General features: G+C 73.3%; 21 protein-coding genes and 1 pseudogene. 10 read left to right on the top strand and 12 right to left on the bottom strand.

Annotation, left to right across the window (positions count from 1 at the left end; translation table 11 throughout):
• Positions 1-239: pseudogene (locus tag Asi03nite_RS00880) on the top strand (hypothetical protein); the annotation flags it as partial.
• A 145-nt stretch (positions 240-384) separates the two neighbouring features.
• Here the strand turns inward: Asi03nite_RS00880 and Asi03nite_RS00885 are convergent.
• Positions 385-1,623: a DUF418 domain-containing protein gene (locus Asi03nite_RS00885; RefSeq protein ID WP_203676241.1), complete on the bottom strand. Its 1,239-nt coding sequence runs from the start codon at positions 1,621-1,623 to the stop codon at positions 385-387.
• A gap of 102 nt (positions 1,624-1,725) precedes the next feature.
• Here Asi03nite_RS00885 and Asi03nite_RS00890 point away from each other — a divergent pair, with 102 nt between their 5' ends.
• Positions 1,726-2,349 carry a GNAT family N-acetyltransferase gene (locus tag Asi03nite_RS00890; RefSeq protein WP_203676242.1) on the top strand — a complete coding sequence of 208 codons (624 nt, stop codon included), beginning with the start codon at positions 1,726-1,728 and terminating at the stop codon, positions 2,347-2,349.
• The gene (locus tag Asi03nite_RS00895; protein WP_203676243.1) at positions 2,346-3,206 is read left to right on the top strand and encodes a PaaX family transcriptional regulator C-terminal domain-containing protein; all 861 of its coding nucleotides are present in this window, start codon (positions 2,346-2,348) and stop codon (positions 3,204-3,206) included. The genes Asi03nite_RS00890 and Asi03nite_RS00895 overlap by 4 nt, the downstream gene beginning before the upstream one ends.
• Positions 3,207-3,314: 108 nt before the next feature.
• Here Asi03nite_RS00895 and Asi03nite_RS00900 read toward each other — a convergent pair whose 3' ends face one another.
• Together Asi03nite_RS00900 and Asi03nite_RS00905 are read right to left on the bottom strand one after the other, a co-directional pair.
• The gene (locus tag Asi03nite_RS00900) at positions 3,315-4,283 is read right to left on the bottom strand and encodes a hypothetical protein (protein WP_203676245.1); all 969 of its coding nucleotides are present in this window, start codon (positions 4,281-4,283) and stop codon (positions 3,315-3,317) included.
• Positions 4,280-4,636: a GntR family transcriptional regulator gene (locus tag Asi03nite_RS00905; protein WP_203676246.1), complete on the bottom strand. Its 357-nt coding sequence runs from the start codon at positions 4,634-4,636 to the stop codon at positions 4,280-4,282. The genes Asi03nite_RS00900 and Asi03nite_RS00905 overlap by 4 nt, the downstream gene beginning before the upstream one ends.
• A gap of 107 nt (positions 4,637-4,743) precedes the next feature.
• Here Asi03nite_RS00905 and Asi03nite_RS00910 point away from each other — a divergent pair, with 107 nt between their 5' ends.
• The gene (locus tag Asi03nite_RS00910; protein WP_203676248.1) at positions 4,744-5,193 is read left to right on the top strand and encodes a DUF6232 family protein; all 450 of its coding nucleotides are present in this window, start codon (positions 4,744-4,746) and stop codon (positions 5,191-5,193) included.
• A gap of 196 nt (positions 5,194-5,389) precedes the next feature.
• Here the strand turns inward: Asi03nite_RS00910 and Asi03nite_RS00915 are convergent, their stop codons facing one another.
• The 4 genes from Asi03nite_RS00915 to Asi03nite_RS00930 all read right to left on the bottom strand — a co-directional run bounded on the left by Asi03nite_RS00915 (position 5,390) and on the right by Asi03nite_RS00930 (position 7,952).
• On the bottom strand, positions 5,390-5,890 hold the full coding sequence (locus Asi03nite_RS00915) for an SRPBCC domain-containing protein (RefSeq protein ID WP_203676255.1): 501 nt from the start codon (positions 5,888-5,890) through the stop codon (positions 5,390-5,392).
• Between the two features lie 31 nt (positions 5,891-5,921).
• Positions 5,922-6,344 (bottom strand): SPW repeat protein, encoded by a 423-nt coding sequence (locus tag Asi03nite_RS00920; RefSeq protein ID WP_203676257.1) that lies wholly within the window; start codon positions 6,342-6,344, stop codon positions 5,922-5,924.
• Positions 6,345-6,573: 229 nt separating this feature from the next.
• Positions 6,574-6,834, bottom strand: a complete 261-nt coding sequence (locus tag Asi03nite_RS37595) for a beta-xylosidase family glycoside hydrolase (protein ID WP_239102252.1) — start codon at positions 6,832-6,834, stop codon at positions 6,574-6,576.
• Positions 6,835-6,986: 152 nt separating this feature from the next.
• The gene (locus Asi03nite_RS00930; RefSeq protein WP_203676262.1) at positions 6,987-7,952 is read right to left on the bottom strand and encodes a helix-turn-helix transcriptional regulator; all 966 of its coding nucleotides are present in this window, start codon (positions 7,950-7,952) and stop codon (positions 6,987-6,989) included.
• A 54-nt stretch (positions 7,953-8,006) separates the two neighbouring features.
• On the opposite strand from Asi03nite_RS00930, the gene Asi03nite_RS00935 reads away from it, so the two are divergent.
• Positions 8,007-8,669 carry an alpha/beta fold hydrolase gene (locus Asi03nite_RS00935; RefSeq protein WP_203676264.1) on the top strand — a complete coding sequence of 221 codons (663 nt, stop codon included), beginning with the start codon at positions 8,007-8,009 and terminating at the stop codon, positions 8,667-8,669.
• A 47-nt stretch (positions 8,670-8,716) separates the two neighbouring features.
• On the opposite strand, the gene Asi03nite_RS00940 is transcribed toward Asi03nite_RS00935, so the two are convergent.
• A complete protein-coding gene (locus Asi03nite_RS00940) occupies positions 8,717-10,345 on the bottom strand; it encodes a DUF885 domain-containing protein (RefSeq protein WP_203676266.1) in 1,629 nt (542 codons plus the stop codon).
• A 236-nt stretch (positions 10,346-10,581) separates the two neighbouring features.
• Between Asi03nite_RS00940 and Asi03nite_RS00945 the strand changes: the two genes are divergently transcribed.
• Complete coding sequence (locus tag Asi03nite_RS00945) at positions 10,582-10,935, top strand: hypothetical protein (protein ID WP_203676268.1); 354 nt, start codon at positions 10,582-10,584, stop codon at positions 10,933-10,935.
• A gap of 312 nt (positions 10,936-11,247) precedes the next feature.
• On the opposite strand, the gene Asi03nite_RS00950 is transcribed toward Asi03nite_RS00945, so the two are convergent.
• The 3 genes from Asi03nite_RS00950 to Asi03nite_RS00960 form a co-directional block, all read right to left on the bottom strand.
• Entirely contained in the window at positions 11,248-11,397 is a 150-nt protein-coding gene (locus Asi03nite_RS00950; protein ID WP_239102257.1) for a hypothetical protein, read from the bottom strand.
• Between the two features lie 58 nt (positions 11,398-11,455).
• Positions 11,456-12,136, bottom strand: a complete 681-nt coding sequence (locus tag Asi03nite_RS00955; RefSeq protein ID WP_203676271.1) for an alpha/beta fold hydrolase — start codon at positions 12,134-12,136, stop codon at positions 11,456-11,458.
• Between the two features lie 213 nt (positions 12,137-12,349).
• Positions 12,350-13,114: a metallophosphoesterase family protein gene (locus Asi03nite_RS00960; RefSeq protein WP_203676272.1), complete on the bottom strand. Its 765-nt coding sequence runs from the start codon at positions 13,112-13,114 to the stop codon at positions 12,350-12,352.
• Positions 13,115-13,301: 187 nt separating this feature from the next.
• Between Asi03nite_RS00960 and Asi03nite_RS00965 the strand changes: the two genes are divergently transcribed.
• Positions 13,302-13,697, top strand: a complete 396-nt coding sequence (locus Asi03nite_RS00965; protein WP_203676273.1) for a hypothetical protein — start codon at positions 13,302-13,304, stop codon at positions 13,695-13,697.
• Between the two features lie 215 nt (positions 13,698-13,912).
• Here the strand turns inward: Asi03nite_RS00965 and Asi03nite_RS00970 are convergent, their stop codons facing one another.
• Positions 13,913-15,190 (bottom strand): ThuA domain-containing protein, encoded by a 1,278-nt coding sequence (locus tag Asi03nite_RS00970; protein ID WP_239102258.1) that lies wholly within the window; start codon positions 15,188-15,190, stop codon positions 13,913-13,915.
• Between the two features lie 180 nt (positions 15,191-15,370).
• On the opposite strand from Asi03nite_RS00970, the gene Asi03nite_RS00975 reads away from it, so the two are divergent.
• From Asi03nite_RS00975 to Asi03nite_RS00985, 3 genes are all read left to right on the top strand, one after another.
• A complete protein-coding gene (locus tag Asi03nite_RS00975; RefSeq protein WP_203676274.1) occupies positions 15,371-16,546 on the top strand; it encodes a UDP-N-acetylglucosamine--N-acetylmuramyl-(pentapeptide) pyrophosphoryl-undecaprenol N-acetylglucosamine transferase in 1,176 nt (391 codons plus the stop codon).
• Between the two features lie 47 nt (positions 16,547-16,593).
• Positions 16,594-19,287 (top strand): hypothetical protein, encoded by a 2,694-nt coding sequence (locus Asi03nite_RS00980; RefSeq protein ID WP_203676275.1) that lies wholly within the window; start codon positions 16,594-16,596, stop codon positions 19,285-19,287.
• An 83-nt stretch (positions 19,288-19,370) separates the two neighbouring features.
• On the top strand, positions 19,371-19,673 hold the full coding sequence (locus Asi03nite_RS00985) for a hypothetical protein (RefSeq protein ID WP_203676276.1): 303 nt from the start codon (positions 19,371-19,373) through the stop codon (positions 19,671-19,673).
• The last annotated feature ends 34 nt before the right edge of the window (positions 19,674-19,707 follow it).

Consider the following 19,707-nt stretch of genomic DNA (forward strand, 5'->3'; position numbering starts at 1 on the left):
CGCCGTCGGTGTCCGCGTCGCCCTCACCGTCGGTGTCCGCGTCGCATCGACCCAAACCGAGCCGGACCACACCGCACCGGGCCGCGCCCAGCGGGGCCACCCCGCCACCGGCCGCGCCCGTCACCGGGCCGAACGCGGCGGCTATGGCGCTGGCCGGCCTGTACGTCATCGCGTTCGGCGCCACGCTCTACCGGCTCGCCAGCCGGCGCGCGGGGGAACCACCCGCCGACGGCGACTGACGTCGCGCGCCCTCTACCAACCGGCCTTGCACGACTCGGAGAAGCCCGGCCGCCTTGGCCCAGGCCACCACGATCGCCAATCGGGGAGTTCGGCGCTGCCGCGGGTGCGGAACATCCGGGTACTCCTGCGGGCAGGCGCACCATCTCAGCCGCGAGCCGGCCGGCCGCCGTCGTTCGCCGGGTGGGTCCGGTTGCGTGGCCACGCGGCGTCGGTCGCCGCCCGCAGCAGCCACTCGAGCGGCCCGTGGCGGTGGCGGCGCATCCACCAGTGGCAGGCCGCCAGCTGCACGACGAAGAGGGTGAGGGCGATGGCGAGCACCCACGGCGGCGACATCCGGCCGACCAGGCCGGCGCCGTATCCGGTGAAGACGAGGGCGCAGACCAGCGACTGGGTGAGGTAGGCGGTGAGGGTCATCCGGCCGGCCGGTGACAGCGCGCGGGCCACCCGGCGGCCCCGGGCGCCGGAGACCCAGCGCAGGAGCAGCGCGGCGTAGGCGGCCGTGAGCAGCGGCGCGGTGACCATGTCCACGCCGAGAGCGAGCAGTTGGTAGGCGGTGCCGGGGTGCTCCAGGCTCGCGTGGGCGTAGACGATTCCACCGAGCAGCCCCACCGGCAGACCGAGCCGGACGATCCGGCGCAGTGTCCGTTCCCGGTGCGTGAGCTCGACCAGGAGGTTGCCCTTGCCGGCGGCCAGGCCGAGCAGGAAGGCGGCCAGGACGGCCGGCGCCTGGAAGAACACCAGCAGCGCCAGGACGTCCGGCAGCTGCTCCAGATAGGTGGCGACGACCGAGCCGGGGCCGCCCCGCAGCCCCTCGGTGGTGTGCCGCGCCTGCGCGCCGACCGCGGCGACGTCGATGCCGCCGCCGGCCGACTGTTGGACGGCGGCCAGGATCAGGTAGGCGGCCGCGGTGACGATGAGCAGGGCGATCGCCGCGCGGACCGCGTTCGCCGGCCGCGTCCGGCGGGCGGCGAGCAGGATCAGCCCCAGGCACGCGTACGTGGTGAGGATGTCCCCCGGGAACAGCACGACGGCGTGGAGGACACCGATCGCGAACAGCGCCCCGAGGCGGCGGAGGAACCGGGGTACGAGGCGGCTGCCACCGCGCGCCGCCGAAGCCGCCTGCAGGGTGAAGCTGTAGCCGAAGAGGAAGGAGAACAGCAGGTAGAACTTCGTCTCGAACAGCACCGCCACCCCGTAGCGGACGCCGTCGTCGAGCGGGCTGCCGAACCCGGGATCCTCGAGGCCGGTGCCGTGGTAGGCGGACGCGAAGTACGTGATGTTGACCATCAGGATGCCCAGGAGCGCGAAGCCGCGCAGCGCGTCGACGGCCGGGATACGTACCGCCGCTCCGCCCGGTGCCGCCACGTGCCGAACCTCCACCATGCCGCCTCCAAACTATCAATACTAAAACGATCGTTGCGCCGATGAACGTATCGTTGCTGATAGACTTTGAGGAAGTCACCTTGGCGGCAAGGAGAAGTGACAGTGGACACAGCAGAAAGCGGTTCGATCACCGTGCGACGGGGCGTTCCCGCGGGCGCCGAGCGCCGGGTGGCCGAGCTGTACTGGGAGGCGTTCGGCCGCAAACTGGGCGCGGCCCTGAACCCGCCGGAGACGGGACGGCGCTTCATCGCCACCCACCTACGACGTGACCGTGCGGTGGTCGCCCTCGCCAGGAACCGGGTGGTGGGCGTCGCCGGATTCAAGCTGGACGGCCGGGGGCTCACCGGTGGCGGCGCCACCGACGTCCTCAAGACCTACGGCGCGGTCCGGGGCCTGCCTCGGCTGGCGCTTCTCGCCCTGCTGGAACGCGACCCGGCGGCTGGGCAGCTCGTCATGGACGGCATCGCCGTCGACGCGGACCATCGGGGCCGCGGTATCGGCGGCGTTCTGCTCGCGGAGATCGTCCGCGTCGCTGCCGAGAATCGCTGCGGCCAGGTGCGTCTGGACGTCATCGACGTCAACCCGCGCGCCCGGGCGTTGTACGAGCGGCACGGGTTCACGGCGGTCCGCACCGAGCAGACCCCCTTCCTGAGGCGGCTGATGGGCTTCGGCGCCGTCACCACCATGCACCGCGATGTCGGCACGGCACGGAACCAAGCCCGGTGATCACCACCCGCCTGCTGGTCCATGCGATGGTGCGCGAGGACGGCACGGTCGACGCGGACGAGCTGTACACCATCGCGGGTGCCCTCGGCATGACCGACCAGCAAGTGCGTCTGTGCATCAAACGGCTCGTGGCCGAGGGCCGATTCACCCACGAGGGCCGCGGCCGGAGGGCGGTGCTGCGCACCACCGCCGACATCACCGGCGCCATCGCCCCGGAGACCGGTTACGTCCGGTACGCCTACCGCCAGGATCGCGGCGAGGCCCCGTGGGACGGCACCTGGCACCTACTCGCGTTCGCGATCCCCGAATCGGCCCGCGCCGCCCGCGACTCCCTGCGCGACACCATCCTGCGGCTGGGTGCCGCCGCGATACAGGGCGGACTGTACGTGACCGCCAATCCCGTCGCGCCGCACGTCGAGGCCGCCGCCCGGCAGCTCGGCGTCCTCGGCTCCCTCACCGTGCTCACCACCCGGGACCTGCGACTGGGCGAGCACCGCGATCCCGCCACGCTCGCCGCCCGGCTGTGGCCCCTCGACGACATCGCCGAGCGCTACGACCGGCTCGCCGCCCTCGCCCGGGCCGGCCTCGACCGGCTCGGCGACACCGCCCCGCTCGCGGAGACCGACCAGCTCGTGATCGCCCTCGAACTCGCCGCCGAGTTCACCGACGCCATGAATCCCGATCCGCTCCTTCCGCCCGAGCTGCTTCCGCAGCCCTGGAGCGGCACCCACGCCCGCCACCTCGCGGCCCTGTGCTGGACCCGCCTGCTCGAACGCGGACCGGAGGCGACCGGCGGGGCACGGCCCCGGCTGTTCCGGCTCTACGCCGACGTCATCCGCGAGGCGGCCCACCCCTGATGGCGAGGAGGGGGGTGGGCGCCTGCGATCGGGCCGGGCCGCTCCCGCAGAAGCGGCCCGGCCCGCAGAGCTCGCCGCCGGAGGCGCAGGGCGGCGTCCGGCCGTGTCCTATGCCGCCCGGGAGCGCTCCGCCAGCGTGTTGAGCAGGGCCGCGCCGGTGGCCGCGTCGCCGACCGTGACCACGAACGAGCGATCCGCGCTGCGCTCGACCAGCAGGCTCTCGCCGGCCCGAAGGACCACCCCGACCCGGCCCCGGCGTCCGACCCGCCAGCCCCAGCCGCCGAACTCACGAATCGGCCGGACCTCGGCGACCGACGCCCGCTCGACCTCCTCCAGCGGGATGTGGGTGCCCGGCCAGCCCAGCACCGAGCGGACGGTCAGGCCTGTCGCGTCGACCCGGACCGTGAAGGCGAACATCGCCGCGAACAGGGCGGCCAGCAGGACCGGCACGATCAGCAGCGCCCACTCGCGCAGCACGACGGCGAGCACGGCGACGACGGCGATCGCGAGGGCGCCGGCGATCAGGCCGGGGCCGCCGTCGGCGCGGTGGATCCAGACGGCGCGCTCGTCGCCGCCCAGCGCCAGGCGTGGGGCGTCCGGCCCGACGGGTCCGCCGGCCGGCTCGCGCGGGTCCTTCCGGACCAGCAGCGCCGCGACGACCGCGGGCGCCAGCGGCAGCACCAGCAGGCCGGCGACGGCCCAGCCGGGCAGTGTCGCCCGGCTCGCGTCGGTCAGCCCGCGCTGGACGCCGGCGGTGAACAGCAGCAGGCAGGCGCCGAAGCCACCGGCCCAGACAGCGGACGCCGCGACGAGCCGGCGGGTGGTCGCGGTGCTCCCCCAGAACCAGCCGATCGCGGCGAACAGCGCGAGGAGCAGCACCACCAGGACGCCGGTGCTGAGCGTCAGCGCTTTCAGGGAGGAGAACCCATCCGGCACGGACGACCGGCCGCCCCAGTGCGAGGCGAGCGGGTCCGGCAGGTCGTCACGCCAGGACCACACCACGGTGGCGGCGATCGCGACCAGCACGAGCGCGGTCAGTGACGAGAAAAGGACTGTCGTGCGGGACGGGGCGGTCATCGGCTCATCGCTTCCTTGAGCAGGGCGGTCAGGGTCTCGGCGGACAGGTTCGCGGCGCGGGCCGCGCGGACCAGGGCGGCCAGCGCGCTGTCGACCGGGGACAGATCGGCGGCCGCGCGGCTGGTGACCACCGCTCCCCGGCCCCGGCGCAACTCGATCAGGCCCTCGTCGCGCAGCTGCTGATACGCCTTGAGGACGGTGTGGACGTTGAGCTCCAGCGAGTCGGCGAGGTCCCGGGCGGCCGGCAGGCGGTCGCCGGGCACCAGGTCGCCGCGGGCCGCCGCGAGACGTGCCTGGGCGGCGAGCTGCGCGTAGAGCGGCTCGTCGCTGACGGGATCGATTCTCCAGAGCATGACTCGCAGACTACTTGTTCTAGGCCAACTAGAACAAGTTCATTTTGTGCCCGATCGGGCGCGGGCCGGTGAATCGATCAGGCCGGGCGCGGCATGCTGGAGACGGAATGCGCATCTACTACCAGGACGCCGACATCACGGTGGCCGCCTCGGGCGTCGAGGTGGGTGGCCGGCGATACCCGTTGGCCGAGATCGAGGGCGCCTGGCGGCAGGCTCGGCGCGCGGTCGGCCGCCGGGTGCTGACCTCGCTCGCGGTGCTGCTCGTGGTGCTCGCCGCCGAGGTGCTGATCGTGCTGCTCACCCGGTGGGTGTGGGCCGGGCGCACGCTCGCGGTGGTCGCCGCGGCGCTGCTGGTCCGGGTGGTCGCGCAGCTCATGGCCGGCACGTCGGCGCTGCAGGCGGTGGAGGACATCCGGCGCTACGGGCGCTCGCGCGAGCTGTGGGTCAGCGTCGCCCACGCGCCGGTGCTGCTGATCTGCACCGACGACGCCATCCGGTACGGCCAGGTCTGCCGGGCACTGACCCGCGCCCTGGACGACCGGGACGACCGGGGCTGAAGCGCATCGCACGATCGGGCCGACGCGACTGTCCACCACCCGCACGATCGGGACGACAGATACTGAAAACAACTACCGGTACGACCGGGGTTGAAAACGCCCCCTGCCGGGCAAGGTGGTCGTTACGGCGCCGCCCGGGTTCGAGTGGTCACGGTCCCCGTGCCCGGTCGTGACGGTCCGCCGGTCCCGCCCTGGATCACGATCCGGGCGGGGCGAGCGGCGGGCGCTCCTCGTCCCCCGGCCGCCGCTCCACCAGCCGGGCCAGATTGGCCAGGGCCATCCGGGTACCCGCCTCGTTGTCGGCCGGCCGAACCCCGCCGGGCAGGCCCTCGTGCTCGACGAGCACCTCGGTGCCGCCGCCGGCGTCGGTGAGCGTCGTGGTCATCGTCATGACGCCGGCGAAGCCGGGATCCGCGGTCTCGAACTCGATCACCTCGACCACCTGCTCGTCCGGGACGAGCCTGCGGAAATGACCGTGGTACGTGTCGGTGTGCGCCTCGGACTTGCCGGAGTTCTCCGGCGCCCGGTAGGTGAGCGAGACCCGGAACGTGCCGCCCTCGCGGGGGTGGAACTCGTGCACGTGGCCGGTCATCCCGTCGGGCACCCGCCACGCGGCGATCGCGGCCGCGTCCAGGAGCGCGCGGTAGACGACCGGGCGCGGGGCGCGGACGAGGCGGGAGACCCGGGTCGCGCTCATCGGACGAGGGTACCGTGCCCCGGGCGTACGCCTAATCGGTCGATCTCGATCCGCCGCCGCGCGGAGACCGCATGCTGAGCGCGCTCAGCACGATGACGGCGAAGCCGGTCAGCAGGTCGTTCCAGAGGGCGGTGGTGGAGTCGGCGTAGCCGCGGACGAACGGCGAGGCCATCACCCAGGCGCCGACCAGGGCGGTGACCACGCTGACCGGGCCGGTGCCGGCCGGGTGGACGGCCCGCAGGTAGGCCAGCGCCACCAGGGCCAGGCCGGCGATCACGTCGCTCCACCCGGCGTACGGCACGGTCGCCACGTTGTGGTCGAACAGCAACGGGGATGCGGTCAGCCAGGCGCCGAGCAACACGGTGAGCTCGCTCGGCGTGTGGGTGAGCTCGAAGATCACCCGCCGCCCGCCGCGGACCGGGTGCCAGTGCCGTAGAGGTGGGCTCAGGTGCATGGTTCTCCCCCGTTTCGGTTCGTCCCGGCTCTCGGTGCCCCGTTCACGATGCCACGTCCGGGCGGCCCGAACCCGCGCTCTCGGCATCCTGTGCCCGCTGACAGCCGGCCGGGCGACCTCGGCGCCGGCCCGAGGGATCATCGCGACGCGCCGGCGCCCGGGGGTCGGCCACCGGGCGTGGGCGACGGCGGCGGAGGGCCGGATGCCGCGACTGCTGGCGGACGCCTGCTCACCAGGTGACCGCCGGCGCCGGGGTGTACTCGAACCAGTCGAAGCGCACCGTGCCGGCCGCCGCGAACATGCCGATCACCCGGCCGGTGAAGCCACCGGTCACCTCGGTCGACAGGTAGCGACCGTCCAGCGTGGCCAGCGCGGTGAACGTGCCGTCCGGCTCCTCGACGCCGAGCGCGAGCGTGTCCGGCCCGTCGCACGGATCCCGCACCTCGCCGGCGAGCACGTCGACCCGCAGGATTACCGGCCCGGACGGCACACCCGGCACCCGGGATGGCGGCGCTGGACACCCCCGACCCTGCGCCGGGCTGCTGCCCGCGCGGCGGTCCCCGGCGCCGGCGGTCTCGGGCTGTGGATGTGCCACCAGGTGTGCGCGTTCGTCGGCCTGCACCGCGGTCCGGACCGCTGCGGTCACCGGGGAGCCGGCCGCAGGGCGGCGGTGAACCGCGCCGCCACCGCCGCCACCGCCGCGCGCAGCTCCGGTCCCTCCTCGACGGTGAACCGGAACGGCACGGCCGCCAGCCACTCCTGCGCGTACATCGCCGGGTTCCGCGTGCTGCCGGTCAGCACACAGCGGTCGCCGTCGGCCGCGAGCTGCCCCATCGGCCCCCGGATCCAGGGCGCCACCTCGCCGAACGGCGCGTGGAACACCAGCCGGACCGGGAATTGCCACCCCAGGCCCAGATGCCGCTCCAGCATGGCGACCGGGTCCAGGCCGGCGGGTGCGACGAAGTCCGGACCGATGTCCCGTACGGCGTGCACACGGTCCACCCGGTACGTGCGGACCTCGCCGGCGCGGTGCGAGTGGCACAGCAGATACCACCGCCCGAAACGGACCACCACCGCCCACGGGTCCACCTCGGCGTCGTAGCGGTCGCCGCCCTCCCGACCGTAGGTGATCACCACGCGCCGGCGGGCGGCGACCGCGCCGACCAGGGCGCTGGTGAGAGCCGGGCTGGGCCGGGACGCCCGCGGGTCGGGGGCGGCCGCGGCGTACGCCCGGAGAGCCGCCGCCTGCCGGCCCACGCCCTCCGGCAGCGCCCGGATCACCCGGCTCAGCGCGGCGCCCACCGGGTCCTCGGCGTCGATCGCGGCCGGCTGCCCGTCGAGGACCGCCATCACCAGGCCGAGCGCCTGCTCCTCGGTGAAGACCACAGGCGGCAGCCGGGTGCCGCGGCCGAGCCGGTACCCGCCGTACGGCCCGCGCACCGACTGGACCGGGACACCTGCCTCCCGCAGGATCGCGATGTACCGCCTGGCGGCGCGCTCGGTGACCCCGAGCAGCCCGGCCAGCTGATCGGCTGTCGCCCCGGGGCGGTCGCGCAGGATCTCCAGGGTGCGCAGGGCGCGGGCGGTCGGGCTCGGTCCCGTCGGCATGACCCGCACGGTACCGGAAGCCGATCGTCCGGAATCCCCGCTACGTTGATCTCCATGAGTGGAGAACAGATCGTGCTCGTCGGCGGATTGTGGACCGACGCGGCCGTGTGGGACCGCGTCGTGCCGGAGCTGGAGGCCCGCGGCCGGCGGGCCGCGCCGGTCCGGCTGACCGGGCGGACGCTGGACGAGCAGGTGTCCGAGGTGCTGGCCGTGGTGGACGCGGCGCCCGGCCCGGCGGTGGTGGCCGGGCACTCGGCGGCCGCCGCGCTGGCCTGGATGGCGGCGGACGCCCGGCCCGGCCGGGTCGTCAAGGTGGTGCTGATCGGCGGCTGGCCGAAGCCGGACGGCACCACGTACGCGGCCTTCTTCGAGATCACCGGCGGGGTGATGCCGTTCCCGGGCTGGGCCGCCTTCGAGGGCCCGGACTCCGCCGACCTGGACGAGCAGGCGCGGGCCGCCTTCGCCGCGGCGGCGGTGCCGGTCCCGGAGGGCGTGGCCCGCGGCGTGGTCCGGCTACGCGACGAGCGCCGGTACGACCTGCCGGTCACCCTGGTCTGCCCGGAGTTCGACCCGGACGACGTACGGTCCTGGATCGCCGAGGGCGAGCTGCCCGAGCTGGCCCGGATCAAGCACCTCGACCTGGTCGACATCGACTCCGGCCACTGGCCGATGCTGACCCGCCCGGCCGAGCTGGCCGGCATCCTGGCCGCCGTGTGACCGATCGACGACGGCGGCCTACCCGCCCTCCCGGGTTCTGACCCACCTCACCGCGGTGGCCGGCAGCCGCGCAGGGCGGCCGCCAACGGGTCCAGGCCCAGCGAGCCCAGCTCCAGCGCCGCGCGGTGGAACGCGCGCCGATCCCCGGAAAAGGCCGAGCGGCCCGCCAGCCACACCCGCTCACCCGCCTTGTAGGCCAGCGCCTGCCCGGGCCGGCCCAGATAGCGGGCGAGCTCGGCGGACGCGTACGGCCCCTGGTGACAGCGGTCGCGCAGCAGCTCCAGCGCCGCGTCCGGCGTCCACGACGCCCGGTCGCCGGACGGCATCGGCAGGCGCAGGTGCAGGCCGATGTCGAGCACCACCCGGGCCGCCCGCAGCAGCCGCATGAACAGATATCCCAGGCGGGCGCCCGGCTGGTCGTAGCAGCCGAGCTCGTCCATGAGCCGCTCGGCGTACAACGCCCAGCCCTCCTGCCCGCCGGCGAGGCCGCCGAGCAGGTTCAGCCGCTGCCCCGGTCCGCCCCGGCAGACCTCGTGGCCGAGCTGCAGGTGGTGGCCGGGGACGCCCTCGTGATAGGCGGTGCTGTAGGCGTACCAGGTGGGGAAGCCCGTCGCGTCCTCGGGGAGCGACCACCAGACCCGGCCCGGCCGGGTCAGGTCGCGCGACGGCCCGGTGTAGGCGATGCCTGACGACACGGTCAGCCGTGACTCGATGCGCCGCAGCGGGGCGGCGACGTCGAAACACACGCCGTCCAGCCGCTCCATGGTGGTCTCCAGCAGCTCCTGCAGCCAGGCGGCGAACGCCTCCCGGCTGGGCAGGACGCCGGGCGCGCCGGGGCTGTCGAGCCGGGCGATCACCTCCCGCACGCTGCCGCCCAGGGCCTTCGCCTCGGCGATCAGCTCCGCCTCGGTCGTCCGGAACTCGTCCCAGCCCCAGTCGTACAGCTCGCGCAGGTCGGGCTGGGCCGCGAGGAAGGAGCGCACCCAGAGCCCGTACCGCCGCGGACCGAACGCCTCCTGCTCGACGGCCCGCGGCGCCAGCTCCGCGGTCAGCGTCCCGGCCAGTTTCCGGTACGCCTCCCCGGCGCCCGCGGCCGCGGCACGCAACGACGCCCGCTGAGGTCCCTCGCCGTAACGGCCGGCCAGGGCGGCGTCGTCGCCGGCCCAGGTGTGGCAGCGCCGCGCGACCAGCTCCACCTGGCGCCGGGTCGGCAGGTGGCCACGGTCCGCGGCGAGCAGCAGGCTGCGCGCGTACCCGTCCAGGGCCGCGGGGATCGCGGCCATCCGGGCGCCGACCCGCGCCCAGCCGTCCTCGACGGCCACGCCCCCGGCGTCGCGGGCCGGCACCGCGGCCTCGACGGCCTGACGGACGAGCGCGAGCGGACCGGTGGCCGCCGCGTGCAGCTCGCGCAGGTCCTCCCCGGCGTCGTGGAACGCGATCCGGGTGCGCAGCCGCTCGGCGAGATGGGCGCGCAACGGGGCCACGACCGGCGGCGCGTCGCCCGCGGCCTCCAACTCGCGCAGGGCGCGGGCGGCGAGGCCGGCGCGGGCCTGGTGACCCTCCGGGCTGTAGTCGGTGAGCCGGTCGGCGTCCTGCTCGCCGGCCTCGACGACGGCGGTGCAGGGGTCGAGGGCGGCCAGGTCGCGCAGCAGCCGATCCGCGAACTCCTCGATCATGAGGGCCAGGCTAGACGGGTGGTCCGGCGGATGCGGCCTCACGGGCCGTATCGGGTAGCCCGACGGCTGCAGATCGGCACCTGGCTAATTAGCATGCCGGAATGGTCGAGCACGAGGACATGGGGCATCCATCGCCTCAGCGGCAGGACCGTTCAGCCCGGTCCCGAAGGAGGCTGGGTGGTGCGGAAACCGCGACAGTTGAATAGGCCGGCTCACCAATTGAGAAGAAGACCGTTATGGACCTGACACTAATGATCGGCCCTGCCGACCGGGGACAGAAGTTGAGAATGGCTGAGGTGGCCCAGGATCTTGCCGCGGTCCTCGGCTTCGACTTCGGGCCATCACCCGGCACGGAGGATCTGCATGGCGGCACCGAGGTGGCACAGGCCCGGCTGCAGTGGGAGTCCGGGGACAACGAGCCGTGGAACAGCCACCCGATCTTGCTCGACTTCGCTGTTACAGAGCCTCCCGAGCTGCCGTATGCGCATGCGTTGTTCGACCGGCTCGAAAGCCTGCGCCGCTATCGGCTCGTCCTATTGGTCGATCACGCTTGTGCCCGGTCAACACACTTTCCCTGTGCCAGCTGGTGACGAGTGAACAGGGCGAAGCGGCGGAACCTGCTGGTCCCGCCGCGCCGCCTTCCGCGCCGCGCCCCTGCGCAAGCCCGCGTCGCCGCTGACCCACGAGCCCGCGTCCCGACCACCGCCAGCCGTACCACCGCGATCCGCCTGTCAGCGACATCATGAGCGATCACAGCCATGTTCGAACCCGACGCGCCTGACCGCCGACCCGCCCCCAGCAGTGCCGGAAGTGATCGACAAGACGTGACCGGCGGGCGAAACCCGCGACAATCGAACAGGCGTCGAGCACCCCACCGACCAGCAAACGTTGTTCAGGGCCCGCTATCTCGGCGGCGTCCACTGGTAGTGCGTCGAGGTGGTGATGTCGTGGAAGCCGCACCGGCGCAGGATGGGTGCGCTGGCCGGGGACGCGTCGACGTGCAGCAGCCGGAAGCCGCGAGCGACGGCTTCGCGTGCCCGACCGGCGATCATGGCGCGGTAGAGTCCGCGCCGATCCGTTCAGTGAACCGGCTGGTCCACCCGCCGGTTGTCACAGCGATAGAAACGGTACGACCGCGTCCAGGAACCCGGCCGGCCGTTCCTGATGTACGTAATGACCCGCGGCGATCGTGACCAGCCGGGCGTTGGGCATCCGCGCCGCCGACGCCGCCAGGAACGCCTGCCGATCGTCGCTGCTGGCGCCGTCGACGATCAACGTCGGCGTCTTGACCGCGTCGGTGCCGTCCCACCACGCCGGATCCGGATGGGTCAGCTGAGCACGGATCGCATTGACCACCGCGAAGTCGAACGGCGTCGGCTCGTCCGGCGCCGCCAGCGGCGGCCGGTACAGATCCCCGGGCCGCGGCACGGTCGCGTCCTCCAGCACCAGTCGAGTGACCCGGTCCGGGGCCGCCTGCGCCACCAACACCGCCACGACCGCCCCCATGGAATGCCCGACCAGCGCGACGCGCTCCAGCCGCATCGCGTCCAAGAAGCCGAGCACGTCGTCGCGCATCAGCTCGAACGAGTAGTCGCCGGGTCGGCCACTGTCCCCGTGCCCACGCAGATCGAGCACGAACACCCGGAATGCGGCCGCCAGACCGTCCAACACCGGCGACCAGTCCAGTCCACTGTCACCCAGCCCGTGCAACAGCACCACGGGTTGCCCGCCGGCCTCCCCGGCCACCCGGTAACCAATGCTGACATCACCGACGTCCACCGATTCGATCACAAGGTCACCTTAGCGCTGGGACCCGGTCCCCGGCCTTCGCCGCTGTACCCGTTCGGCGCGCTACGCGAAGCTTGTCGGTCGAGTTCCGCTTGCCGGAGATCCGCCGGGCCTGCACCGCCGGCGGTGACCGGATAGTCGCCGCCGCGCTTGCCCGGCGAACGGCGCGTCACCGGCCGCCGAGGCCGCCGCCGGCGCCGCCGCGAACACGTGCGGTCAGTCCGCCACCAGCGGTGCGGCGACCTCCTCGGCGACGATCGCGGTGAACGCCTCTAACGCCGCCACGTCGTCGTACGGGTTCACGACATACTCCTCGGCCCAGGCGGCCGCGTTCGGGTATCCGCTGCCAGCAATGCGCTCGGCAGCGGCTTGGAGGTCGTACGCCGTTCGCCGGAGCTCGACGGTGGGACCCAGCAACGCCCAGTAGGCGCCTCGCGGGCCGTACGCCATCCCGACGCTGCCCGGATTGACGACCCGTCGCCGATTGACCAGGCGGTCGAACGGCATGTGCGTGTGCCCGCAGATCACCGTCCGCTCGGTAACGCCGCGCAACACCTGTTCCCATCGCTGGATCGGGGAATCGACCAGGATGAACTCGTCGTCGCGGCGCGGCGTCGCATGGCAGAACAGCGTCGGCCCCAGGCCGTCGACGTCGATGCTGACGGTCATCGGCAGATCCGCCAGCAGAGCGCGGTGCCGCTGCTCGAGCATCGGCAGGCACCCTGCCACGACTTCGGCTGCGGGGCCGGTGACGGCCTCACCGTCGAAGCCTGCGACCAGTTCCCGCTCCCCGTTGCCGTGGACCCACACCGCTTTGTCTCCCAACGAGACGAGCCGATCAAGGGTTTGCGCTGGCATCGGTCCCCCGGCGATGTCCCCCAGCAGGACGATCCGATCCACGCCGATCTGATCGACCTCGTCCAGGACAGCCTCGAGCGCCGGTAGATTTCCATGTATATCGGCAAGGACGGCGATTCGCATCCGACCATCATGGCCATGCTTCCGAGCTTTGGCAGCCCCACACCGGATGCCTACGATCACGGTGCGGGGCGTGCGCCCGGTGTGCCGCCGTCCTGCTGCCTCCCCCGAGGCTCGGGCCACCGTCCCGCCAACGCTCGACACCGGCGTGGGCCTCACGGGCGGTGGAGCACGATCTACGCTGACGGCCATGATGGAGAGGCCGACGCGGCGCTGGCAAGGTAAGGTGGCGGCCCAGGCGGCGGCCGTGGCCGCCGGAGATCTGGACCCGGCTGAGGCGTACGCCGCCGAACTGTGGCCGGCGGACTTCACGGCGGCCGTCGACGCCGCCCTGGACGCGTACGAACAGGACGTCGCGGGGCTGGACCCGGCGGCGGACGAAGCGCTCTGGGCCGCCGTGGAACGAGTTGTGCTGGGGTTGAACGCCGCCGATGAGCGCCATGGCGCCATCGAGACCGGGGAGCGCGAAGAGCTCGCCGAGTACGTCGACGCCGTGCTGACAGCCGCCGGCGTGGATGTCGCCGCCCTCGCCGCCCGGCGCGGCCTCGACCGGGCGGAGCTGACCGACTCCTGGCGTGCCTGGTGATCGTGCACTTCGACGGTGGCCGAGCTGGACGGTGCGCCGGATGCCGCCGGCGGCGAGCGCCGTCCGATGCCGGGCCGTCGCGCCTTTCGATGGACGCCCTTCACCGGTGGTCAGCACCGTAGGACTCGCGCCGCGTCCGGGTGAGGGCCGGGTGAACGCCCGGCGGCGTCGCGGGAGGCGGCCCGGGACGGTGGGGTCCCGGGCCGCCGGGCGCGTCACTGCAGGCGGAAGCTCTGCGCCGCGGTGCCGTTGCAGGTGTACTGGACCAGCTGGACGCCGTCGGACAGGGCGGCGGCCGGGACGTCCAGGCACTTGCCGCTGTTGCGGTTGACGAAGTGGTAGTAGCCGCCGCCCTCGGCGACCGGCTGCCACTGCTGGTTGGCGCCACCGCCGTACGTCCAGGTCTGGATCTTGGCGTTGTCGGCGGTGGAGACGTCTGTCACGTCGAGCGCCTGCGTGGCGTTGCCGCGGTTGTTGATGCGCACGTAACCGCCGCCGGTGGTGGCGAACTGGTACTGCTGTGCGGTGGAGCCGTTGCAGGCGTACTGCTGGATGGCGGTGCCGTTGACGGTTCCGGCCGACTTGGCGTCGACGCACTTGGCGCTGTTCCTGTTGACCACCGAGTACCACGTGGCCGGGTCGATGGTGTCCGTGGGCGGCGGCGTGGTGGTGCTCTGGCCGCCCAGCCACTTGATGCCCTGGATCAGCCACTGGTTCTGCTGGGCGCTGGCGAACGTCGACGAGGTCCGGGTGTTGGTGTCGTAGTTCATGCCGTTGTGCCCGAAGTTCGCGTACAACATCCTGTAGTTCTTGTTGGTCCAGGCGATCGGGTAGAAACCGCTGCGCCACTGCTGGTTCGGGTCGGTGCCGACCGGGAAGGTGGACGGGTCGAGCGAGGCCAGGATGTCGATGTCCGGGTTCTGCCGCAGGTCCTTGCTCCACGAGTACCACTCGCTGACCGACGACGGGATGGTGGCCGGCAGGCCGGCTGTGGACGGGTGGGTGCGGTCGTCGATCCGCAGCGTCTCGGCGGTCGGTCCCCAGGTGTTGGAGACGAAGTTGCCGGAGCCGAGGAAGGTGTTGTAGTACCAGCTCCACGCGTTCGCGTCGGTGGTGAACGCGCTCACGTGGAAGCCGAGGAAGCCGCCGCCGTTCTGCATGTACTGCTGGAACGCGGCGCGGCGTTCGGCCGGCGGCGCGTCGTCCAGGAACATGACGACCTGGACGCCGGCCAGGCCGGTGGCGCTCAGCCGGCTCCAGTCGGTGGTGGCCTCCCAGGTGAAGCCGTTCTGGGCGGCGGCCTTCGGGAACCAGTCCCGGGCCTCCTTGTCGAAGTCGATGTGCGCCGCGTCCCAGGTGCCGTTGTAGAAGGCGAGCACCTTGAAGCCGGTGGCGGCGGACGCCTCGGCGGTCCGCGCCACAAGGCCGGTGGCGACCACGGTGAGCAGGGCGATTGTCGCCACAAGGGCGGGCTTGAGCAGTTTTCGAGCCACGGGGGACACCTCGGGGAGGACGGGGGCGGAGGGGCGGCGCCGCTGGCGTTCATCCTCAGGTATCGATGACCGGGCCCGCAAGGTAAACACTCTTAATAGTTAATCTGACTGCCGGAAATCGTTGCGTCGTTACACTGCCTCGACCCCCGTTCGGCAACGCGATCCCCGGAATGGCTGCACATGTCCCTCTACAGCACCCAGCGCCTCAAGGCGCTCCGTATGATCGTCACCGGTGGCGGCACCGGCGGGCACACCTACCCGGCCCTCACCACCGTCAACGCCCTGCAGGCCCGGCTCGCCGAGACCGGCACCGCGCCCGAGCTGCTCTGGGTCGGCGTCGCCACCGGCCTGGAAGCCAAGATCGCCGCCCGCAACGGCATCCCGTTCAAGGCCATCATCACCGGCAAGCTGCGCCGCTCGACCAGTCCCCGCGACATCGCCCGCAACCTCGTCGACGCGTTCCGCATCCCGCTCGGCATCCTGCAGGCCGCGTTCACCGTCGCCCGCAACCGGCCCTCGGTGGTGCTCAGCACCGGCGGATTCGTCTCCGTCCCGATCGGGCTGGCCGCCTGGCTGTTCCGGGTGCCCTACCTGCTGCACGAGCAGACCCTGAGCCTCGGGCTGGCCAACCGGATCCTGGCCCGCGTGGCCACCCGCATCCTGCTCAGCCACGAGGCCTCGCTCGATCACCTGCCGGCCGGGGCCCGCAGCCGGGCGGTGGTCACCGGCAATCCGATCCGCCCGGCCGTCCTTTCCGGCGACCCCGGCAAAGGCCTTGCGGCGTACGGGCTGGACCCGGCCGTACCGCTCGTCCTGGTCACCGGCGGGGCGTCCGGAGCACAGCAGGTCAACCGGATGCTCGCCGGCGCGCTGCCCGACCTGCTGCCGTACTGCCAGATCGTGCACCAGTGCGGCGGCCTCAGCCTCACCGAGATGCACGAGGTGGCCCGCGGCCTGCCCGCCCACCTCGCCAACCGGTACCACGTGGTCGACTTCATCCACGACGAGCTGCCCGATCTGCTCGCCGCGGCCGCGGTCGTGGTGGCCCGCAGCGGGGCCGGCACGGTCGCCGAGCTGACCGCCCTCGGCAAGGCCTGCGTGCTGATCCCCTACCCGTACGCCGCCGGTGACGAACAGCGCATCACCGCCCGTCACCTCGCCCAGCACGGCGCGGCCCTGATGCTCGACGGCGACGAGGCCACCCCGGAACGGCTCCGCGACGCCGTCGCCGGCCTGCTCGCCGACCCCGGCCGGCGCACCGCGCTGGCCCGCGCCGCCGCGGACCAGGGCCGGCCCGGCGCCGCCGACCAGGTGGTCACCGAGATCCTCACGGTGGCCGCGACCGGAGCCGCCTGACCGGCGACGACATCGATTCATTTGCACCCGCCTACTAGAACGGCGGGATGCGACGAATCATGGTTGCCGCGGTCGCGGCGAGCGCACTGTTGCCGGGGGCGCCGGCGCCCGCCTGGGCGGATCCGCCGGCTCCCTCGGCGAGCGCGCCGCCACCCGGCTGGTCCGTGGACCACAAGACGCTGACCTGGACCAGCGACCGGCCGATCCCGCCCGGCGACGCGGCCGTCGAGTTCTGGTCCGGGGACCGGCTGCTGGGCCGGGCCGAGGGCGCCCCGGACCTGCGTACGTTCGTGCTGCCCGGGAGCCGCCCGGGCAAGCTGGCCGATCTGCGGGTCCGGATCGGCGGCAAGCGGGTCGACGCGGCGGCGCCGCGGCCCGCCCGGCGGCGCGCGGCGACTCCCCCGCCGGCCACGCCGGCGCTGCCACCCAACCCGGTGGACCCCGGCGTCAAGGGCCCCTACCGGACCACGAGCGGCGAGTACACGCTGCCCAGCGTGCAGCTCAAGGAGTACCCGGCCCCGGTCGAGATGCAGGCCGTGGTGGTCGCGCCGGTGAACGCGCCGGGCCGCCGGCCGCTGGCGCTGTTCCTGCACGGCCGGCACTGGACCTGCTACTCCGGAGACGACCTGAACTCGATCACGCTGGACTGGCCGTGCGCGGCCGGCGCCCGGGCCGTACCCAGTCATCGGGGTTATCTGCAGGCGCAGGAACTGCTGGCGTCGCAGGGCTACGTCACCGTGTCGATCTCGGCGAACGGCATCAACGCGCAGGACAACGACGTTCCCGACCTCGGCGCCCAGGCCCGCTCCTCGCTGGTCCGGATGCACCTGGCGCACTGGGCCGACTGGTCCGGCAGCGGCCGCGGCAGCGCGCCGGCAGTGGTGCGGTCGGCACCGCGGGCCGACCTGTCCCAGGTCCTGCTGATGGGGCACTCCCGCGGCGGCGAGGGCGTCAGCCGGGCCGCGCTGGACAGCCTCACCCCGCCCCCGGCCGCGCAGGACGACTACCACGGCGCGGTGCGCTGGACGATCCGTGGGCTGCTGCTGATCGGGCCCACCGCGTTCGGCCAGAACCCGCACCCCGACGTGCCGTCGGCGACGATCCTGCCCGGCTGCGACGGCGACGTCGCCGACCTGCAGGGCCAGATGTACGTGGACGCCACCCGCGGCCTCGGCTCCGGCCGGGCGCTGCACAGCGCGTTGTACGTGGTCGGCGCCAACCACAACTACTTCAACACCGAGTGGACGCCGGGGCAGGCCGCCGGCCCGGCCGTCGACGACTTCTTCAGCGACGAGCCGGACCCGTTGTGCACGCCCGGCGTGGCGCCGGCCCGGCTCACCCCGGCGCAGGAGCAGACCGTCGGGGCGACCTACATCGCGGCCGCGGCACGCCTGTTCGTCGGCGGTGACGACCGGGCGCGCCCGCTGCTGGACGGCTCCGGCGTGCGCGCGCCGTCGGCCGGGCCGGCCCGGGTGCTGAGCCACGCGGTCGGCGGGAACCGCAGCCCGGTGATCGTTCCGGACCGGTCCACCAGCGTACGCGACGGCCGTGTCTGTGAAGAGGCTCCGGACGACCCGGAGAGCGCCTGCCTGAGCGGTGACCCCACGTCCGGCGGATCGCCGCACTTCGTGCCGTTCTCGGTGCCCGAACCCGGCAGGTACGCGGTGGCCTTCGGTGGCACGGCGACCGCCACGCTGCGACCCGCGAAGGCGATGCCGGTGGCCGGGGCGCGGGCGCTCGCGCTGCGGTTGGTCGTGCCGCCGAACGCGCCGGCCACCTCGTTCGGCGTCGCGGTCACCGACGACCGCGGGCGGCGCACCACGCTGGGCACGGCGACGGTCACCGGGGTGCCCGGCACCGGGTGGACGGCGTCGTACTGGGCTCAGGAGGTCCGCCTCCCGTTGCCGCGCGACATCCGGGCGGTGGCGCGGCTGGACGTCACCCCGCACACCGGTGGGCCCGCCTGGCTGATCGACGCCTGGGGCTGGCGGCCGGGCACACCCGCGCCGCGACCGGCCGCGCTCGACCGGGTGGACGTGGGCGGTGTGACCGTTGACGAGGGCGACTCGGGCACGCGCACGTACCGCGTTCCGGTCACGGCGTACGGCCGGCTGACCGCCCACGTCCGGCTGTTCCTGACCGACCCGGCGACGTACGAGACGAAGTCCTGGGTGGCCGCGATCAAGCCGGGCAGCACCCGGCTGACCGTGCCGATCACGGTGGTGGGCGACGACACCTACGGCGGGGACAAGGCGTACGCGCTGACCGCGAAGGCGCTCCGCAACGCGGTGGTGGGCGACTACACCGGCGGCGTGTACGCGACGGAGGACGAGCCGATGCCCACGATCACGTTCACCCCCGACTCCGCCTCGGCGGCCGAGGGGACGTCGCTCACCTGGACGGCGACCCTCTCGGAGGCCGCCGGCGACTCCCTCTACCTGCTCCTGGTGCCGCAGGCGCCGGCAAGCTCGCCGGAACTGTCCTCCACGGACGTCGACCCGGAGTGGTTCAGCGCGTTCTCCGGCGAGGAGCCCACCCCCTCGCGCCCGCTGTCCGGCACCGGCCTGCAACTGTTCACGGTGATCGAGCCGGGCACCACGTCGGCGACGATCGAGGTGCCGACCGTGAGCGACGGCGTGGCGGAAGGCTTCGAACACGTACGCTTCCAGGCTTTCGTGTTCCCGCCGGACTTCGGCGACCAGATCCCGGTCGGCACGATCGACGGCACCGTGACCGACTGACCCGAGACGCCCGGGGCCGCCGGCCGGCCCCGGGCACCGCCGGCGGCGCGGATAGGATCTGCCGGTCGAAGGGGTGGGCGGACATGACGGACGTGGTGCGGACACTGCGGTGGTACGGCGGGATCGCCGTGGTGCTGTTCGGCGTCGTCCCGGCGGTGATGCTGAGCATGCTGGTGGCTCGCGGCAACACCCCGCAGTCGGTCGGCCTGCTGCTCGTCCCCGGGATTCCGCTGGTCCTGGCCGCGCTGACGCTGGCCTGGCGGGGCATCACCGGCGCCGATCCGGAGGTGAGCGCCCGGTGCATGCGACGCAGCATGGCCTTCGTCGCCGGCGCCGACCTGCTCATGCTCGGCGGCAACGCCCTGATCCGGATGGCCGCCGGCTGACACGGTCCGCGCGTCCCGGACTCCGGCTACGCGC

Origin of the sequence: Actinoplanes siamensis (genome assembly GCF_016862395.1) — a bacterium.
In the GTDB taxonomy this organism is placed as follows: domain Bacteria; phylum Actinomycetota; class Actinomycetes; order Mycobacteriales; family Micromonosporaceae; genus Actinoplanes; species Actinoplanes siamensis.

Bases quoted from the DNA above. Each gene is read 5' to 3' on its own strand.
- Asi03nite_RS00885 (WP_203676241.1), bottom strand. From the start codon at position 1,623: ATGGTGGAGGTTCGGCACGTGGCGGCACCGGGCGGAGCGGCGGTACGT.
- Asi03nite_RS00900 (WP_203676245.1), bottom strand. From the start codon at position 4,283: ATGACCGCCCCGTCCCGCACGACAGTCCTTTTCTCGTCACTGACCGCG.
- Asi03nite_RS00905 (WP_203676246.1), bottom strand. From the start codon at position 4,636: ATGCTCTGGAGAATCGATCCCGTCAGCGACGAGCCGCTCTACGCGCAG.
- Asi03nite_RS00910 (WP_203676248.1), top strand. From the start codon at position 4,744: ATGCGCATCTACTACCAGGACGCCGACATCACGGTGGCCGCCTCGGGC.
- Asi03nite_RS00915 (WP_203676255.1), bottom strand. From the start codon at position 5,890: ATGAGCGCGACCCGGGTCTCCCGCCTCGTCCGCGCCCCGCGCCCGGTC.
- Asi03nite_RS00920 (WP_203676257.1), bottom strand. From the start codon at position 6,344: ATGCACCTGAGCCCACCTCTACGGCACTGGCACCCGGTCCGCGGCGGG.
- Asi03nite_RS00930 (WP_203676262.1), bottom strand. From the start codon at position 7,952: ATGCCGACGGGACCGAGCCCGACCGCCCGCGCCCTGCGCACCCTGGAG.
- Asi03nite_RS00935 (WP_203676264.1), top strand. From the start codon at position 8,007: ATGAGTGGAGAACAGATCGTGCTCGTCGGCGGATTGTGGACCGACGCG.
- Asi03nite_RS00940 (WP_203676266.1), bottom strand. From the start codon at position 10,345: ATGATCGAGGAGTTCGCGGATCGGCTGCTGCGCGACCTGGCCGCCCTC.
- Asi03nite_RS00945 (WP_203676268.1), top strand. From the start codon at position 10,582: ATGGACCTGACACTAATGATCGGCCCTGCCGACCGGGGACAGAAGTTG.
- Asi03nite_RS00950 (WP_239102257.1), bottom strand. From the start codon at position 11,397: ATGATCGCCGGTCGGGCACGCGAAGCCGTCGCTCGCGGCTTCCGGCTG.
- Asi03nite_RS00960 (WP_203676272.1), bottom strand. From the start codon at position 13,114: ATGCGAATCGCCGTCCTTGCCGATATACATGGAAATCTACCGGCGCTC.
- Asi03nite_RS00965 (WP_203676273.1), top strand. From the start codon at position 13,302: ATGATGGAGAGGCCGACGCGGCGCTGGCAAGGTAAGGTGGCGGCCCAG.
- Asi03nite_RS00975 (WP_203676274.1), top strand. From the start codon at position 15,371: ATGTCCCTCTACAGCACCCAGCGCCTCAAGGCGCTCCGTATGATCGTC.
- Asi03nite_RS00980 (WP_203676275.1), top strand. From the start codon at position 16,594: ATGCGACGAATCATGGTTGCCGCGGTCGCGGCGAGCGCACTGTTGCCG.
- Asi03nite_RS00985 (WP_203676276.1), top strand. From the start codon at position 19,371: ATGACGGACGTGGTGCGGACACTGCGGTGGTACGGCGGGATCGCCGTG.